The 16,512-nt window shown below is 42.5% G+C and carries 12 protein-coding genes; 10 read left to right on the top strand and 2 right to left on the bottom strand.

Annotated elements, in window-relative coordinates; translation table 11 throughout:
• Positions 1 to 306 precede the first annotated feature (306 nt).
• The 3 genes from alaS to AAA938_RS16245 are packed head-to-tail and all read left to right on the top strand — an operon-like array spanning position 307 to position 5,526.
• Complete coding sequence (gene alaS, locus AAA938_RS16255; protein ID WP_338229811.1) at positions 307 to 2,931, top strand: alanine--tRNA ligase; 2,625 nt, start codon at positions 307 to 309, stop codon at positions 2,929 to 2,931.
• Between the two features lie 17 nt (positions 2,932 to 2,948).
• Complete coding sequence (gatB, locus tag AAA938_RS16250; protein ID WP_338229810.1) at positions 2,949 to 4,409, top strand: Asp-tRNA(Asn)/Glu-tRNA(Gln) amidotransferase subunit GatB; 1,461 nt, start codon at positions 2,949 to 2,951, stop codon at positions 4,407 to 4,409.
• 4 nt (positions 4,410 to 4,413) lie between these two features.
• Positions 4,414 to 5,526, top strand: a complete 1,113-nt coding sequence (locus AAA938_RS16245; protein ID WP_420915748.1) for a redoxin domain-containing protein — start codon at positions 4,414 to 4,416, stop codon at positions 5,524 to 5,526.
• Between the two features lie 507 nt (positions 5,527 to 6,033).
• On the opposite strand, the gene proC is transcribed toward AAA938_RS16245, so the two are convergent.
• Positions 6,034 to 6,834 carry a pyrroline-5-carboxylate reductase gene (gene proC / locus AAA938_RS16240; protein ID WP_338229809.1) on the bottom strand — a complete coding sequence of 267 codons (801 nt, stop codon included), beginning with the start codon at positions 6,832 to 6,834 and terminating at the stop codon, positions 6,034 to 6,036.
• A gap of 173 nt (positions 6,835 to 7,007) precedes the next feature.
• Here proC and AAA938_RS16235 point away from each other — a divergent pair, with 173 nt between their 5' ends.
• The 6 genes from AAA938_RS16235 (at position 7,008) to rfbB (ending at position 11,560) form a co-directional block, all read left to right on the top strand.
• Entirely contained in the window at positions 7,008 to 7,430 is a 423-nt protein-coding gene (locus AAA938_RS16235) for a hypothetical protein (protein ID WP_338229808.1), read from the top strand.
• 11 nt (positions 7,431 to 7,441) lie between these two features.
• Positions 7,442 to 7,897, top strand: coding sequence for a hypothetical protein (locus tag AAA938_RS16230; RefSeq protein ID WP_338229807.1), 456 nt, complete (start codon positions 7,442 to 7,444; stop codon positions 7,895 to 7,897).
• A complete protein-coding gene (locus AAA938_RS16225) occupies positions 7,894 to 8,094 on the top strand; it encodes a helix-turn-helix transcriptional regulator (RefSeq protein ID WP_338229806.1) in 201 nt (66 codons plus the stop codon). Before AAA938_RS16230 ends, AAA938_RS16225 begins: the two co-directional genes overlap by 4 nt.
• 151 nt (positions 8,095 to 8,245) lie before the next feature.
• A complete protein-coding gene (locus tag AAA938_RS16220; protein ID WP_338229805.1) occupies positions 8,246 to 9,400 on the top strand; it encodes a glycosyltransferase family 4 protein in 1,155 nt (384 codons plus the stop codon).
• A 51-nt stretch (positions 9,401 to 9,451) separates the two neighbouring features.
• Positions 9,452 to 10,504, top strand: coding sequence for an NAD-dependent epimerase (locus tag AAA938_RS16215; protein ID WP_338229804.1), 1,053 nt, complete (start codon positions 9,452 to 9,454; stop codon positions 10,502 to 10,504).
• 3 nt (positions 10,505 to 10,507) lie between these two features.
• The gene (rfbB, locus tag AAA938_RS16210) at positions 10,508 to 11,560 is read left to right on the top strand and encodes a dTDP-glucose 4,6-dehydratase (RefSeq protein WP_338229803.1); all 1,053 of its coding nucleotides are present in this window, start codon (positions 10,508 to 10,510) and stop codon (positions 11,558 to 11,560) included.
• Between the two features lie 25 nt (positions 11,561 to 11,585).
• Here rfbB and AAA938_RS16205 read toward each other — a convergent pair whose 3' ends face one another.
• Positions 11,586 to 15,518, bottom strand: a complete 3,933-nt coding sequence (locus tag AAA938_RS16205; protein WP_338229802.1) for a two-component regulator propeller domain-containing protein — start codon at positions 15,516 to 15,518, stop codon at positions 11,586 to 11,588.
• A gap of 302 nt (positions 15,519 to 15,820) precedes the next feature.
• Between AAA938_RS16205 and AAA938_RS16200 the strand changes: the two genes are divergently transcribed.
• Positions 15,821 to 16,507: a LytR/AlgR family response regulator transcription factor gene (locus AAA938_RS16200; protein ID WP_338229801.1), complete on the top strand. Its 687-nt coding sequence runs from the start codon at positions 15,821 to 15,823 to the stop codon at positions 16,505 to 16,507.
• The last annotated feature ends 5 nt before the right edge of the window (positions 16,508 to 16,512 follow it).

The raw sequence follows: 16,512 nt of genomic DNA, 5'->3' as shown, positions 1-16,512 counted from the left end.
ATTTGATTTCGTTACTTTTTTCACGAGAAAGTTCTTAAGGCGTAAAAGTGGGTCTTTGATCCGTACTTCCAGGTTCCTAGTGTTCTACTAATCCCAACGGCATATTTTATTTTATCCGGGAGTGGATCGTCCGGAAAAAAAGAAAAAGGATTGCTTTTATTTTTTTCAAAGATTGCCTTCGAGATTAATAAATTATCAATCAAATCCTCGATTGCCCGTCAAATCTGCTAATTTTGTGACCCGATAAAAAGGGCCTTTTTTGGCCTAAAATGAAGAAAATCAAAATTCCTGCACGACATATCCTCCATGGAAGCAAAGAAAATCCGAAGTACGTTTATTGAGTTTTTCCAATCCAAACAACACTATTACGTTCCTTCCTCGCCAATCGTAGTCAAAAATGACCCCACACTGATGTTTACCAATGCGGGGATGAATCAGTTTAAGGATGCGTTTTTAGGCAATGAGATCGCCAAATATCCTAGAGTAGCCAATTCCCAAAAATGTCTCCGCGTCAGCGGCAAGCATAATGACCTAGAAGAGGTTGGGGTGGATACATACCATCACACCATGTTTGAGATGTTGGGCAATTGGTCCTTTGGAGATTACTTCAAAAAAGAGGCTATTGAGTGGGCTTGGGAGCTTTTGACCGAGGTTTATCAACTTCCTAAGGACAGATTGTATGTGTCTGTTTTTCAGGGAGACGAGGGAGATAAGCTGGCCATGGATCAGGAAGCCTATGATCTTTGGAAATCCATCGTTCCCGAGGATCGGATCATTATGGGTTCCAAAAAGGATAATTTCTGGGAAATGGGAGATACAGGTCCCTGTGGACCTTGTTCCGAGATTCATGTGGATCTCAGGTCTGAAGCCGAAAGAGCTCAAACTCCCGGTCGTGACTTAGTCAACAACGACCATCCTCAAGTAATTGAAATCTGGAATCTGGTTTTCATGCAGTTTAACCGTTTGGCTGACGGAAGCCTCAAGGAGCTCCCTGCCAAGCACGTGGATACCGGGATGGGCTTTGAGCGTCTGGTGCGGGCGATTCAGAGGAAGTCCTCCAACTATGACACGGATTTGTTTGAGCCATTTATTCAGGCTTTGGAGAAAAAGTCCGGAAAAACCTATGGTCAAAATGAGGCCGATGACATCGCTTTCCGGGTGATTGTAGATCATATCCGAGCCATTTCTTTTACCATCGCCGATGGACAGATTCCTTCCAATAATAAGGCTGGCTATGTCATCCGAAGAATCCTCCGCCGGGCTGTCCGTTACGGATATACTTTTCTGGGCTTTCAGCAGCCGTTTTTGTACGAATTGACTCCGCTGATTGCAGAATACTTTGGGGATATTTTCCCGGAAGTACGGGCTCAGCAGGAGTTTATTGCCAAAGTAATTCAGGAAGAAGAGACCTCTTTCCTTCGCACTTTGGACAACGGGCTGAAAATGCTCGAATCTATCAAGTCAGAACTGAATGCTAAAAATGAGAAAGTAATCCCGGGTAAAACCGCCTTTGAACTTTACGATACCTATGGTTTTCCTCTGGACCTCACTTCCCTGATCGCCAGAGAAAACGGCTTCTCTGTGGATGAAAAAGGTTTTGCTGAAGAAATGGAAAAGCAAAAGACCCGTTCCAGAGCCGCTTCTGAATCGGAAACCGGAGATTGGGTCCTGGTCCATGAGGATACAGGCGTGGAATTTATCGGGTATGATTTTACAGAGACTCATTCTCATATCATCAAATACAGAACCATCACAGACAAGAAGGGCGACCGGTACCAATTGGTCTTGGACAAAACGCCTTTCTATGCCGAAAGCGGGGGACAGGTAGGCGATACCGGCTGGTTGGTCTCTGATTCGGAGAAAATCCGTGTCATCGACACCAAAAAGGAAAATGATCTGATCGTTCATTTTGTTGAAAAGTTGCCAACCAATCCTGAAAAGCGCTTCTCAGCAGAAGTGGACAGAGAGAAGCGAACTTTGACCATGAACAACCACACGGCTACCCATTTGCTCCAATCAGCTTTGAGAGAGGTGTTGGGTGATCATATTCAGCAGCGTGGATCTTTGGTGAATGAAAACCTCCTTCGCTTTGATTTTTCTCATTTTGGAAAAATGTCTGAGGAGGAAATCGCCCGTGTGGAAGAGATTGTCAATGCCAAGGTGAGAGAAAATATTCCTTTGGTAGAGCAAAGAAACGTGCCTATCGAAGAAGCTAAGAAGATGGGAGCTACGGCTCTTTTCGGAGAAAAGTACGGAGACTTTGTGCGTGTGATCACTTTTGATAAGGATTTCTCCGTAGAACTTTGCGGAGGCACTCACGTTCCTGCTACTTCACAGATTGGACTGTTTAAGATTACTTCAGAAGGTTCTATCTCTGCCGGAGTTAGGAGAGTGGAAGCCATCACATCCAAGGCTGTCGAGGCTTATTTGCGTGAGCAGGAAGCTTTGGTCAAGGAAATTCAGGAATTGCTAAAGAATCCAAGAGATGTCAAAAAGGCGATTGAATCCCTGATTCAGGAGAGAAACGACTTGAAGAAGGAAATCGAAACCCTTCATTTAGAAAAAGCGGCCGGAGTAAAGAGTGAGTTGCTGAAGCAGTTTGTAGAAAAAGAAGGAGTTCAGATCCTGATTTCTCAAGTTGAATTGCCAAATGCAGATTCCTTGAAAAAACTGGCTTACGAATTGAAGAATGAAGTCTCTCCAGCTTTGGTGGTGTTAGCGGCAAAAATTGAAGACAAGCCCCAGCTTGCTGTCATTTTGGAAGAAAGTCTGATTGCTTCCAAGGGCTGGAATGCAGGTCAGATTGTCCGGGATTTGGCTAGAGAAATCCAAGGTGGAGGAGGAGGACAGCCTTTCTTTGCTACAGCAGGAGGAAAAGACCTGTCCGGATTGGAAAAAGCAGTGGCCAAAGCCAAGGCCATGTTTTTGTAAAACCGAACCTATAAATCATGCCTAGCGAGGAAATAAAAGATAAATATCAGGTGGTAATCGGGCTGGAAGTCCATGCCCAATTGCAGACTGAAAGTAAAATATTCGCTGCGGACTCTACTGAGTTTGGAAATCATCCTAATACACAGGTGTCCGTAATTACTTTGGGCCATCCCGGCACTTTACCCAAAATCAACAAGAAGGCTGTAGAATATGCGGTCAAAATGGGCTTGGCTTGCAATTCAGAGATTACCCGAACGAATATCTTTTCCCGCAAAAACTACTTTTATCCAGACCTTCCCAAAGGTTTTCAGATCACTCAGGACAAGGGACCGATTTGTGTAGGAGGGATAGTCCCGATCCTTTTGGCGGACGGCACAGAAAAAGAAATCCATCTCAATCGGGTCCATCTCGAGGAGGATGCGGGCAAGTCACTCCATTTGGCTGGAGAGTCGGATACTGCGGTAGATTTTAACCGGGCAGGCACTGCCTTGATTGAGATTGTGACCGATCCGGATTTGAGAAGCTCAGAAGAGGCCACCGCTTTTCTTTCTGAAATCAAGAAGTTGGTCAAATACCTCGAAATCTGTGACGGGAACATGGAAGAAGGTTCCCTTCGCTGTGATGCCAATGTCTCCGTGATGAAAAAGGGGGCTACCGAGTACGGGAAGAAGGTAGAAGTGAAAAACATGAACTCCTTCCGTAATGTAGCCCGGGCTATTGAGCACGAGTTTGACCGTCAGGTCGAATTGCTCGAAAAGGGAGAGGAAGTGGTATCTGAGACACGAACTTTCGATGCCAATACCTTCACAACAGCGAGCATGAGGACCAAAGAAGATCTGAATGACTACCGCTATTTTCCCGAACCGGACCTCAGTCCTGTGGTCATTTCAGAGGAATGGTTGTCCTCTATTCAGCATCAGATGCCGGCTTTGCCCAAGGAACTCTTCCATAAATTCATGGATGTGTATGGTCTTCCGGTGTATGATGCGGCGTTTTTGACCGAGGAAAAAGACTTGGCACTTTGGTTTGAGGAATTGTGTTCCAAAACCAAAAATTACAAAGCCGCCTCCAACTGGATTATGGGGCCTATCAAATCTTCCTTGAATGAACTTTCTCTTTCTGTAAAGGATTTTCCAATTCAACCCCAAACCATCGCACAACTAATTGCATTAATTGATGAGGGGAAAATATCTTTCACTATTGCTTCGCAAAAAATCTATCCTGAACTTTTCAAAAATTCAGGAGAAAATCCGGAAGAGGTGGCACACCGCCTCAATCTGATTCAGGAAAGCGATGAAGATTCATTGAAACCTATTGTAGAAAGTGTATTAGAAGAAAACCAAGCCAAAGTGGCCGAATATCGATCCGGGAAAAAAGGACTGATGGGCATGTTTATGGGGCAAGTGATGAAAAAGTCCCAAGGTAAAGCTGACCCTAAAGTAGCTACCCGCTTATTGACAGAATTATTGGAAAATTAAAGCTATGAACAAAATGATGATTGGAATCTGGATGATTGCCTCGCTTTCACTTTTCTCCTGTGGAGGAGGTGAAACTTCAACTGACGGGAAGGTTCAGGTATCCGGAAAAATCGGCAATGCGCCCGAGGGAATGGTGATTCTTTCCCAATTCACAGACAGCAGACCCAAGGTATTGGATACTTTGGATGTAAATGCTCAGGGAGAATTTTCCTATGAGTTGGAGGTCAATACCCCGACTTTCTATGAATTGAATCTCTATGGGCAGCGATCAGTAAGACTGGCTCTGCTTGATGAAGATGTCTCTGTGAGCTACAACTTCAATGAGCCATCGAGTCTGGTTATCGAAGGATCTAAGGATTCTCAGGAAATGCTGAAAATCGAGACCCTGATGGAGGAGTATCAGCTTGCAGTCAATCAACTGAATGAGCGGTACTACGAAGCTATGGGAAATAATGATACCGAAGCCATTAAGCAGATTCAGACCGAAGCCTTGAAATTGGAATCGGATCAGGCAGAGAAAGTAAAAGCGATGATCAGCAGCATGGGAGACTCCTTTGCCCCGCTCGCTGCTGTTGGATTGCTCAATCCAAAAAATGACTTTCCTTTTATTGACGAGCTCATTGCCAAGCTAAACGACCTATATCCAGGCACTTCTTCCATCATGCAGATGAAGCAGCAATTGGATGAGTTGAGAGCATTGTCGGTGGGGCAGCCTGCACCAGAGATCGAGCTTCCAAACCCTGATGGGAAGCTAGTCAAGCTTTCTGACCTCAGAGGAAAATATGTTTTGATTGATTTTTGGGCAGCCTGGTGCAAGCCATGCCGTCAGGAAAATCCCAACGTAGTGAGACTTTACAATCAGTACAAGGATAAAGGTTTTGAAGTTTTTGGGGTTTCCTTGGATAGAACCAAAGAAGATTGGGTAAAGGCCATTGCGGAGGATCAGCTGACTTGGACGCAAGTTTCTGATTTGAAATACTTCAATTCGGTGGCTGCAGAGACGTATCAGATTCAGGCTATTCCTGCGACCTATATGATTGATCCGGATGGAAAAATAATTGCCAAGGATCTCAGAGGACCTTCCTTGGAGAACAAGCTCGCGGAGCTTTTCGACTAAAAATCTGAATTCATTTCATAAAAAAAGAGCCTTCTGCGAAAACAGAAGGCTTTTTTATTGAGCAGAAGTTCAAAATTATGAGAAAAGGAGGAGGAAAAAGTACCAAACATTCCTCCCTTTTAAAAGTCGAGTCTCTCAAAAAGGAATAGCAAAAGTTGTTTATCACCCGAGACAAAGCTAATAAAAAGATTCAATTTAAAAACAATTCTATATTTATTCTTTTTTGCTCTTCTTTCAATTTTGTAACAAATAATTGCACTATTCGAATACGATAAGTTTTGTTCTATCGATTGCAAAGCCTGAGAAGGCTTCCTATTATCAAATTGTGAAGAAATCGATTTCCTATTTTTATAACTCGTTTTCAATTGATCGATTCGTAATGAAATAAGAATTGAAAATTTTTTCTAAGCCTGCTTGGGATGGATTTGGGGCCAAGCCACAATGAAAAAAAGGCATAAAAAAACCTACAAGGATTTGTAGGTTGCTATAGGCAGGGGGAAGAGGAGTCTACTTTTCTATTTTCTCGTAACTGGCAATTACCCCGCGTACCATTGCGGAACTGAAGCCTTGATGTTCCATTTCATTCAATCCGACTATGGTACATCCTTTCGGTGTGGTTACTTTGTCAATCGCGGCTTCCGGGTGAATGTTTTTTTGGATCATCAATTCTGCCGCTCCTTTGACCGTTTGATTCACGATTTGGCTGGCTGTATTGGCATCAAAACCGATCTGAATTCCCCCCTGAATCATTGCCCGCATAAATCTCAAAACATAGGCAATCCCACACGCACCCAGAACAGTAGCAGCTTCCATCAGGCTTTCATCAATGGATATGGTAAATCCAATCGAATCAAAGAGTTCCTTTACCAATTCGACCTGTACAGGCAGAGCTTTTTGATGGCAGATACAGGTGATTGATTCCTGGATATCAGCGGCGATGTTGGGCATAGCCCGAAAAGTCACCGTATTCTGATCTAGCACCTGATACATTTCTTCCAGTGTAATACCTGTAGCCAAGGAGATGATTAACTGTTTTTGAGGATGTAATACCGGTTGGATTTCCTTAAGGATAGTGGAAACGTTGTATGGTTTCACCCCCAAAAGAATGATATCTGCGTATTGGGCTGCTATCTTATTATCCGAGTGGACATGAACTCCTCTCGCTTCAAACTCAGACAGAGAGCTGGTATTTCTTTTAGTCAGGCTGAGATTTTTTGGATCAAAATCCTCCTTCATCAATAAACCATTGGCAATGGATGTTCCAAGGTTTCCACATCCGATAATGGCGATTTTCTGGTTGTTGAGCATGGAGTAGTTAATTAAAAGCTTGATTGATTGAATAAAGGTAAACAAATCGGGCTCTTTTTTGCCAAAATGAAAAATCATTCTTTTAGCAAAATACTATTCTTTTGAAAAAAATTGGAAATTTTATTTGACATAAAGTAAAGGTTATTTTACATTTAGTAAAAAATATTTGACTTATGGAAAATCAAACCTTATTCAAAGTACCTCTCTTGCCGACCTTATGGAAAAAGATAGCATTTGTCTTTTTTCCTCTGCCGGTAGTTTTGGTCATAGGATTGGCTTTCGCTAATCCTGATTGGGCGCCCAATGAGGCGTCTCAACTGATTTATGGGTTCTGGGCTATTGGCTTCGGGATATTGAACCTGACCAAGGAGAAATTGGAAGATGAAATGATTCGCTCATTCCGTCTTCAGGCTTTTCAGACCGGATTTTTCTGGTTGATCTGGGGATTGGCTGCCTTGATGCTGATCAATTATGTGAGATTTGACCGATTCACATCGGAAATATTCACTGCCTATCTGGTCCTGTTTTTATTGAATCTCTATATCTATGCGGCCTTTCAGTTGCAGAAATATCAGGCGAGTAAAGACGAGAATTAACTACGCTGACTATGAAGCTATCCAAAATTCTATTGCCTCATCGATTCAAGCTAGTAGGTTGGATCTTACTTGGGCCATTTGCCGTGTTGACTTATATGGCTGCATTTAATGAGTTTACCTTTGATTGGCTGGATGTTGGGACCCAATCCCTGTCTTCGGCTTTCAATTTTGAAGATAAAAATCTCACCAATGAAGTGGCCATTCTTGGCATCTTGGTTTCTTTGTTCCTGGTTTCTTTTTCAAGAGAAAAGGAGGAAGATGAATTCATTCAAAAAATCCGGCTTGACAGTCTTTTGATTGCCTGCTATGGCTACTTTCTGATCAATGTGTTGGGAACCTTGATATTCTTCGGACTGGACTATTTGTCGTTTATATTTTTCAACATGTTCACCATTCCGGTTCTTTTCTTGGTTCGTTTCCATTGGGTTTTGATGAAAGAGCAAAAAAATTTGGACTTGGCCTCATGAAAAATACCATAAAAGTTGAGCGTGCCAGGCAAAATTTAACCCAGCAGGATTTGGCAGAGAAGGTTCAGGTCTCCAGGCAGACCATCAATTCAATTGAGGCTGGAAAATATGTTCCCTCTACCGTTTTGGCCTTGAAGATTTCAAAGGTTTTTGGAGTTCCCGTAGAAGATTTATTTGAATTGGAAGAAGGGGATTAGTCGATTTTTTAATCCTTTTCCCTTTTTTTCAAATAGTCTATGACTAAAAATCATTAGTGCATTTTGGATATTTTCTGGGTCAACTGTCAATTTTGGGGAAGTTTGACTCGTTAAAAATCTTACCTTTGCGACCCAAGAATCTGCTTTTTTGATGCCAAAACTGATCCGAATCACTACTGTTCCAATTTCTCTCAAGCTTCTCCTTGCCGGTCAGATGAAGTTTATGAAAGAAAAGGGTTGGGAGGTAATCATGGTCAGTGCGGATGGGCGGGAAGTAGCCCAAGTGATCAAAAATGAAGGCGTCAGGCATGAGGTGATCCCTTTCTCCAGAAAAATCACCCCTGTCCAAGACCTCAAGTGCATAGCCCAATTAGTCAAACTTTTCAAAAGGGAAAAGCCGGACATCGTTCATACCCATACTCCCAAAGCTGGCTTGTTGGGTATGATTGCAGCTAACCTTGCCGGGGTGAAAATCCGGATACATACCCTTGCAGGAATCCCTGCTATGGCAGCTGAGGGCAGCAAAAAAGGGCTTTTGGAAAATGCCGAAAAATGGACGTATTCCAATGCCACGGAAGTATGGCCTAACTCCAAGGGGCTTTTGGATTTTGTAGTCAAGTCCGGATTTTGTCCTTCCGGTAAGCTTAAGCTAATCGGCAGAGGCTCTTCTAACGGGATCGACTTGGAGAAATTCAACCGGGACAACCTGAAGGAAAATCATCTGGTAGCTGCTACCATGCGGATTTTACCCGGCGATCAGGATTTCATTATTCTCGCAGTTGGCAGGCTGGTAAAGGACAAAGGGATTGAGGAATTGGTCAATGCATTTTTAGAATCGAAGATCGTCAACAGATCCAAATTGGTGCTTTTGGGTTCCTTCGAGCAGGAATTAAACCCTCTTTCTCCTGCCACTATTCAGACTATTCAGGATCATCCACGAATTGTCCAAATCGATTGGACTGATCATGTTTCTCACTACCTGGCTTTGGCTGATGTGCTGGTTCATGCGTCTCACCGGGAAGGCTTTCCCAATGTGCTTTTGGAAGCAGGAGCCATGCAGGTTCCGGTGATCTGCTCGGACATTATCGGCAATAGGGATTTGATCACTCAGCAGAAGACTGGGCTTATTTTTCCAGTCAAAGATGCTCCGGTACTTAAAGAGGCCTTGGAGTTTGCTTTTGTCAAAAGAGATAAAATGGCCGAATATGCCGACAATCTTTATCTGGAAGTAAAAGAACACTTCGAAAGAAAGAGGATGCATGAGTTGATTTTTAATGAATACCAAAGGCTCATCGAGCAGGCATAAACGGGAGAATCGTTTATCTTTGGACTTCAATCATACACAAGACTTTTCTTTATGAAGTACCTGGTGACCGGCGCCGCCGGATTTATTGGATTTCATGTTGCACAAAAACTGATAGATCAAGGGGAAGATGTAGTTGGGCTGGATATCATCAATGATTATTACGATATCAATCTCAAATATTCTCGACTTCAGCATCATGGAATAGCCAAAGAGAAAATCGAGACCGGGCTTTTAGTTGCTTCTTCCAAGTATGCCAATTACCGTTTTGTGAAACTCGATTTGGCTGAGAAAGAGCCATTATTGAAACTTTTTGAACAGGAGAAATTTGACGTGGTTATCCATCTAGCTGCTCAGGCTGGGGTTAGGTATTCCCTTACTCATCCTGAAGTGTACGTGCACAGCAATATCACAGGATTCCTGAATATTTTGGAAGCTTGCCGGTTTCATCCCGTCAAGCACTTGGTTTATGCTTCTTCAAGCTCGGTATATGGGGCAAATGAAAAAATGCCTTTTTCTACCTCAGACTCTGTAGATCATCCGATTTCCCTCTATGCTGCCTCCAAAAAATCCAATGAATTGATGGCGCATACCTACAGCCATCTTTTTGGAGTTCCCACTACCGGATTGAGGTTTTTCACTGTATATGGACCATGGGGGAGACCGGATATGGCCCTTTTCCTTTTCACAGAAGCTATTCTGAAAGGGGAACCGATCCAAGTTTTCAATTACGGGCAAATGAAAAGGGATTTTACCTACATTGACGATATCGTGGAAGGGATTCTAAAAGTCGCTGATCGCCCTGCTCGACCCAATAAAGACTTCGATCCAAAGAATCCTGACCCCGGAAGCAGCAAAGTCCCATTTAAAATTTATAATATCGGGAATTCGTCTCCGGTTCTGTTGATGGACTACATCCATGCGGTGGAAAAGGGCTTGGGAAAAGAAGCCAAAATGGAACTTTTACCGCTGCAGCCGGGTGACGTACCTGCCTCTCATGCGGATGTGGAAGATTTAGTGAGAGATACAGGATACAAGCCATCTACTCCAATAGATCAGGGAGTCAAGGCCTTTACAGATTGGTATATGGATTATTACAATAAATAATATATGTCAAAACGAATCTTAATCACCGGAGGAGCCGGGTTTATCGGAAGCCATGTGATAAAACTTTTTGTGGAGAAATATCCTGAATACCAAATAGTCAATCTTGATGCATTGACTTATGCTGGGAATTTGGAAAACCTCAGAGAAGTGGAGAATGCTTCTAATTATCACTTTGAAAAAGTAGATATCCAAGACGCCGATGATTTGGATCGCGTATTTGAAAAGCACAAGATTTCGGATGTGATTCACCTTGCGGCTGAATCCCATGTGGACCGCTCGATTTCTGATCCTTTGGCCTTTGTTAAGACCAATGTCTTTGGAACAGTGAACCTTTTGAACTCCGCCAAAAAAGCTTGGGCAGGAGAATTGGAAAAGCAACTGTTCTATCATGTGTCCACAGACGAAGTATATGGGTCCTTGCATGATGGAGGTTTCTTTTTGGAAACTACTCCCTACGATCCTCAATCACCTTATTCTGCTTCCAAGGCAGCATCAGACCATTTTGTGAGAGCCTATGCCAATACCTATAAGATGAAGACAGTGGTGTCCAATTGCTCAAACAATTACGGACCCAACCATTTCCCGGAGAAGTTAATTCCTCTCTGCATCAACAATATCAAAAACATGAAGCCGCTTCCTGTCTATGGAAAAGGCGAAAATGTCCGGGATTGGCTCTTTGTGAAAGATCATGCCCGGGCTATTGATACGGTTTTTCATAAAGGAAAGCCCGGAGAAACCTACAATATTGGGGGCTTCAATGAGTGGAAGAACATCGATATCGTACGTCTGCTTTGCAAAAAGATGGATGAAAAGCTGGGTCGCGAACCCGGTACTTCCGAAAAGCTGATCACCTTCGTTCAGGATCGTGCGGGGCATGACCTTCGGTATGCCATCGACGCCAGCAAAATCCAAAAGGAACTGGGTTGGGAGCCTAGTTTGCAGTTTGACGAAGGAATCGATATCACGATCGACTGGTACCTTGCCAATCAGGATTGGCTGGACCATGTGACTTCCGGTGCCTATCAGGATTATTACAAAGAGCACTATAATTCTTAATCTTTAGGGTCAGCAGAAGCTGACCCTATTTTTTTGAATTGCTTTGTTGGTATTCTGCAGGGGTCACTCCATAGGTTTCCTTAAAGCTTTTGATGAAATAAGAGGGGGAGGAAAATCCAACTGCATAGGTAATTTCAGAGATGGTTTCGTCCGTTTTTTCCAATCGCTGCACAGCCATTCTTAATCGTTGGTCTTTCATATATGCTGTGGTAGATAAGCCCGTTAATGCGGTAAGCTTTCTGTGCAGCTGCATTCGACTCATTCCCATTTTTTTGCTGAACTCATCCACAGAAAAATTACTGTCTGAAAGCTCGTTGTCTACGATTTCCTGTAATTTTTCGAGAAATCTTTCATCCAAATTGGTGACAGCGATTTCCTTTGGAGAAATGGGATTCTTTCCTGAAAATCGGATTTGAAGCTGGGTTCTTAGCTCAATTAATTTTTCTATTCGGAGTAGCAGTTGATTGGTTTTGAAAGGTTTGAGAATAAAATCGTCCGCCCCAGCTTGAATGCCTTCCATCTGACTTTGCTCATCCGCTTTGGCAGTCAAAAGTATTACCGGAATATGGGAAGTCAATTCATCTGATTTGATTCTTTTGCAAAGCTCAAATCCATCCATTTCGGGCATCATCACATCAGAAATGATCAAATCCGGTATTTTTTTAAGGGCAAGAAAGAGACCTTTTTTTCCATCTTCAGCTTCAATAATCTGGAAGTAAGGTTCAATTTCTCTGGCCAAAAATTCCCTGACTCTGGTGTTGTCCTCTACGATAAGAATCAGGGGCTGTTTGTTTTTATCTTCTCCTTTTAGGGTAGGCAGACTTTGGAACTCATAGCTGTCAGAATCTTCGTCAATGACTTCGTCCGGATGAAAGACATATTTGTCCACCGGAAGTTGGATAGTAACCTCAAACCATTTGGAGTCCTTAAAATCAATTTTGAATTCACCATGGTAGAGTTGGGTCATTTCCTTTACTAGGGAAAGGCCAAGCCCAAAGTCCTTTTTAGTATCCTTGTTATTGTGAAATCTCAAAAACAAGCGGTTTAAATCTTCTTTTTTATACTCTTCGAGGCTTTCATTTTTAATTCTCAAATTCAGATTTCCATTATTGATGGAGCTTTCCAATTTCATCTCTGTATTTTCTTTGCTGTATTTGATGGCATTCTGAATCAGGGTTTTTACAATTTTTTCCACTTTATCAGAGTCAAACCAAATTTCGGTCATCAAAGGGATGCTGGCAGATAGCCGGACGCCTTTCTCAGAGGCCTGATAGAAATAATTTGCGACAATGGATTGCAACAGTAAACCCAAATTGCCTTTTCGGATGGTCAGTTTATTCTTGCCTGTTTTGATCTTGCTAATTTCAAGCAACTGATCCACGAGGGTTAGCAGGCGTTGAGAGTTGGTCTTGACCAGGTTTAATTGTGATTTCACGATTGGACTTTCTGATTGACTCATCAGTCGATCAACAGGTCCGGAAATCAGCGTAAGTGGGGTCCTGAACTCATGTGAGATATTAGTGAATAGCTGAGTTTTGAACTCGTCAATTTCCTTGAGAGTCTGCGTTTCCCGGTCTTTCATTTTAAGGGAAAACTGTATTTGCCATTTCCATTTCAAGTATTGGTAAATCCAAAGAATAAGAGCCGCAAGCAATAGGACATAGACTACTTTAGCCAGATTGCCAAAATACCAGGGTGGAGTGATCGAAAATTCAAAGGCTACCGGATCATTGGCCCAAACCCCATCGTAATTACTTCCTTTGACCAAAAATCGGTAGGTCCCCGGGGCAAGGTTGGTGTAGCGGGCTTGGTGATTGTTTCCGTTTGCAATCCACCCCTCGTCATAATTTTCCAGCATGTATTCAAACTGGTTTTTCCCTGGAGATGAAAAGACCAGACTGGCCATATTGAATGTCAGTGTATTTTGATTGTGCTTTAGCTTAAGCCTTTCCTTCAGGTCGATTTTTTGGTCAAATGCCAATAATTCGGTAATGGCAATTTTCGGAGGGGTTTCGTTTAGGAAAATATCTTCCGGATTGAACCAATAGAACCCATCCAAACTCCCGAAGTAGAGTGTTCCATCCTCGGTTTTGAAATAAGCACCTGTATTGAATTCTGTAGCCAATCCATCATAGTTTGAGTAATTGGTGATCTGAAAATCTGTTTTGGATTCTCCATTGATGTTAACTCTGGTGATTCCTTTGTTGGAGCTTAGCCAAAGATTTTTGTTCTGATCCTCCAAAACGGCATAAATCACATTGTTGGCCAGGCCAGATTCCACATTTAGAATAAAGACATCTTTGGTGTTCAAATCCATTTGATTTAGGCCGCCTCCGTTTGTTCCTATCCAGAGTCTGTTGTTTTCCAGATGCAGGGATTTGATGCTGTTACTGGAAATAGAGTTGGGGTTTTGGGCCTGATGTGTGTAGGATTCAAAGACCTCCGTCTCCAAGTTCAATTTGGCAATGCCGTGATTTTCGGTTCCAATCCAAAAATTGCCAGAAGGATCTTCCAGCATAGTTCGGATATTGTTGTCAGGAATACTTCCAGGACTATTTTCCTGATGGACAAATTGCTTCTGAACCCCTTTTTCAGGATCAAACCATATCAGACCGTCATTTCTGGTGCAAAGCCAAAACCGCTCTTTACTATCCCGGTAGATTTTCCAAATTGTGGAGCCTGGCTGAATTACTCTCCTTTCCGAATTGAAGTGCTGAAAACTCTCATTTCTCAAATCAAAAAGGCTCAAGCCCTCATCCTGATATCCTATCCATAATTTGCCATTTCTATCACCCAAAAGGCTCATGACCCGATTACTGGAAAGACTTTGAGAATTGCCCGGATCATGGGTAAAAGTCTTCCATGATTTGGTTTTGGGGTTATATCGGGTCAATCCTTTGCCTGAGGTGCCTAGCCAAACATTTTCAAACTCATCTACATAGATGGATCTGACCACATCGATATTGATGTTTTCCGGCACTTCCTGATTATGGAAAAAGTTGAATTTTTCCAGATAAGAATCGTAAAAGCTCAAACCTGCTCCATCAGATCCAAACCAAAGCGTGCCTGTGTAATCTTCAAAAATGCTCAGGATATCATTGTAGTGAATTGATCTTGGGTTTTGTTTGGAGTAGCTGTATTGGGAAAAAGTCTTCTTTTCAACGGCTATCATTTGCACTCCACGACCGTAGGTAGCTACCCAAAGTCTTTTTTTGGAGTCCAAAAGCAAATCCAGAATCATTTCTTCCGGAGTTATTTTTTGTCCGAGAAACTGCTCCAAGGAAATTGCCTCAGTCCCGGGATCGGTACTAGTCCAAAGTCCCTGATTTAAGGTGCCAAACCAAAATCTTCCGGTATGATCCACTAGAGATACTGAGAGCGTTGTTCCGGGATTGGGTTTATAGACGGATGTGGTAAGGCCCGAATTTTTATTCCAAATCACCACTTCATCCCGAAAGGTCAAAAGCAAGTGCTCTTCATCGTAATTGGTCAGGTTTACAATTTCTCTGGATGGATCCGACCAGACCATTTCTGCTTTATTCAACTCCTCATTCCATGAATAGAGGTGCCCGGAAAGTGTTCCAAACCAAATTTTCCCTTCCAAGTCTTCTCCAATGCAATTGGCAGAACTGATGCCTTCAATGGAAAAAAAAACATTTCTCGTCCGATCAAGCAATTCCGGAACAGAGCTTTCCGGAATAATCCAAATTCTGTTTTTCCCATCGGCAAATACCTTCCCAAGCATCAAGCGTGTAGATTCAGTGATGTCCAGAAACTTTCTCTCAAAAAGCAAAAATCCTCTTCCATCGTAGCGGTTGAGCCCTTCCTGAGTGGCGATCCAAAGAAAGCCGTCTTGGTCTTGGGTGATGGAAACGGCGCTGTTTTGAGAAAGGCCATCATTTACGGAAAGCTGTCGGAAGGAGAGGTTTTCCTGCCCTGCGGAAGAACTCAATGACAAAACGTAAAGAATCAGGCTTAGAACAGGGCATTTTAGGATCCACCCTTTAAATGAATGCTTTTGGAAGGAATCAAAAATTCGGGTCATAACCCAATAAATAGAAAAATGTAATCGCTGCCGAAGGTAGTAGCAGATTGTTCATAACTGGTAAATATTTTTTTATATGCTTTAGTTGAATTAAAAATTATTATTGGTAATTCTTTATCTATTTGTTAGAAAATTTGGATTTTGATGTGAATATTGGGAGTATCTATTTGTTGGAATTTTTAAGAGACTTATAACCCATCTAATTTTATAAAGAAATGATCCGTGTGGCATTGGTAGATGATGAGCCCAAGTCAATTGTGTCCCTGGAATGGGAAATAAAAAAGACCGGAAAAGAGGTAGAAATCGTGGGGAAGTTCAAAGAGGCCGAAGAAGCGATTGATCAGCTTATCGGTTTGGAACCGGATTGCGTTTTTTTGGATATAGCTATGCCCGGGATGGATGGGTTTAAGTTTTTGGAATATTTCCCCAATCGGAATTTTGAAGTGGTTTTTGTGACTGCCTATGCGGAGCATGCCATTCAGGCCATTCGGGAGCGGGCCTTTGATTACCTTCTTAAGCCTGTTGAAAATGAAGACTTGGAAAGGGTACTTGATAGGATTTCAAGAAAAAAATCTGATAAGGAGTCCAAAAAGATATCCATTAACAGGGATGATCAGGTAATTCTTTTAGATCCTGGGGAGGTTTTGTTTTGCGAAAGCGAGGGAAGCTATTCGCTGATTCACACGGTGGCTGATGAGAAAATCATGGTATCCAAAAGATTGAAACTATTGGAAGATCTATTTTCCGGCTTTCCTTTTTTCCGAATCCATCATTCCTTTCTGGTAAATCTCAAAAAGGTCAAATCTTTTGAAAAGTCAAGCGGCAAGGTTTTGCTGGAAGGTGGAATAAAACTTCCCGTTTCCAGGATGAAAAGGGCTGGATTTACAGAAGCTATCAAATAGAAAGA

This window comes from Algoriphagus taiwanensis, from assembly GCF_036245645.1.
Classification (GTDB): Bacteria; Bacteroidota; Bacteroidia; order Cytophagales; family Cyclobacteriaceae; genus Algoriphagus; species Algoriphagus taiwanensis.
The sequence above is the reverse complement of the archived record's forward strand: the minus strand, read 5'-3'. Positions and strand labels throughout refer to the sequence as shown.

Excerpts from the sequence above, each read along its gene's own strand:
- gatB (WP_338229810.1), top strand. The coding sequence starts at position 2,949 with ATGCCTAGCGAGGAAATAAAAGATAAATATCAGGTGGTAATCGGGCTG.
- AAA938_RS16220 (WP_338229805.1), top strand. The coding sequence starts at position 8,246 with ATGCCAAAACTGATCCGAATCACTACTGTTCCAATTTCTCTCAAGCTT.
- AAA938_RS16200 (WP_338229801.1), top strand. The coding sequence starts at position 15,821 with ATGATCCGTGTGGCATTGGTAGATGATGAGCCCAAGTCAATTGTGTCC.
- AAA938_RS16235 (WP_338229808.1), top strand. The coding sequence starts at position 7,008 with ATGGAAAATCAAACCTTATTCAAAGTACCTCTCTTGCCGACCTTATGG.
- AAA938_RS16230 (WP_338229807.1), top strand. The coding sequence starts at position 7,442 with ATGAAGCTATCCAAAATTCTATTGCCTCATCGATTCAAGCTAGTAGGT.
- AAA938_RS16225 (WP_338229806.1), top strand. The coding sequence starts at position 7,894 with ATGAAAAATACCATAAAAGTTGAGCGTGCCAGGCAAAATTTAACCCAG.
- AAA938_RS16245 (WP_420915748.1), top strand. The coding sequence starts at position 4,414 with ATGAACAAAATGATGATTGGAATCTGGATGATTGCCTCGCTTTCACTT.
- AAA938_RS16215 (WP_338229804.1), top strand. The coding sequence starts at position 9,452 with ATGAAGTACCTGGTGACCGGCGCCGCCGGATTTATTGGATTTCATGTT.
- alaS (WP_338229811.1), top strand. The coding sequence starts at position 307 with ATGGAAGCAAAGAAAATCCGAAGTACGTTTATTGAGTTTTTCCAATCC.
- rfbB (WP_338229803.1), top strand. The coding sequence starts at position 10,508 with ATGTCAAAACGAATCTTAATCACCGGAGGAGCCGGGTTTATCGGAAGC.
- proC (WP_338229809.1), bottom strand. The coding sequence starts at position 6,834 with ATGCTCAACAACCAGAAAATCGCCATTATCGGATGTGGAAACCTTGGA.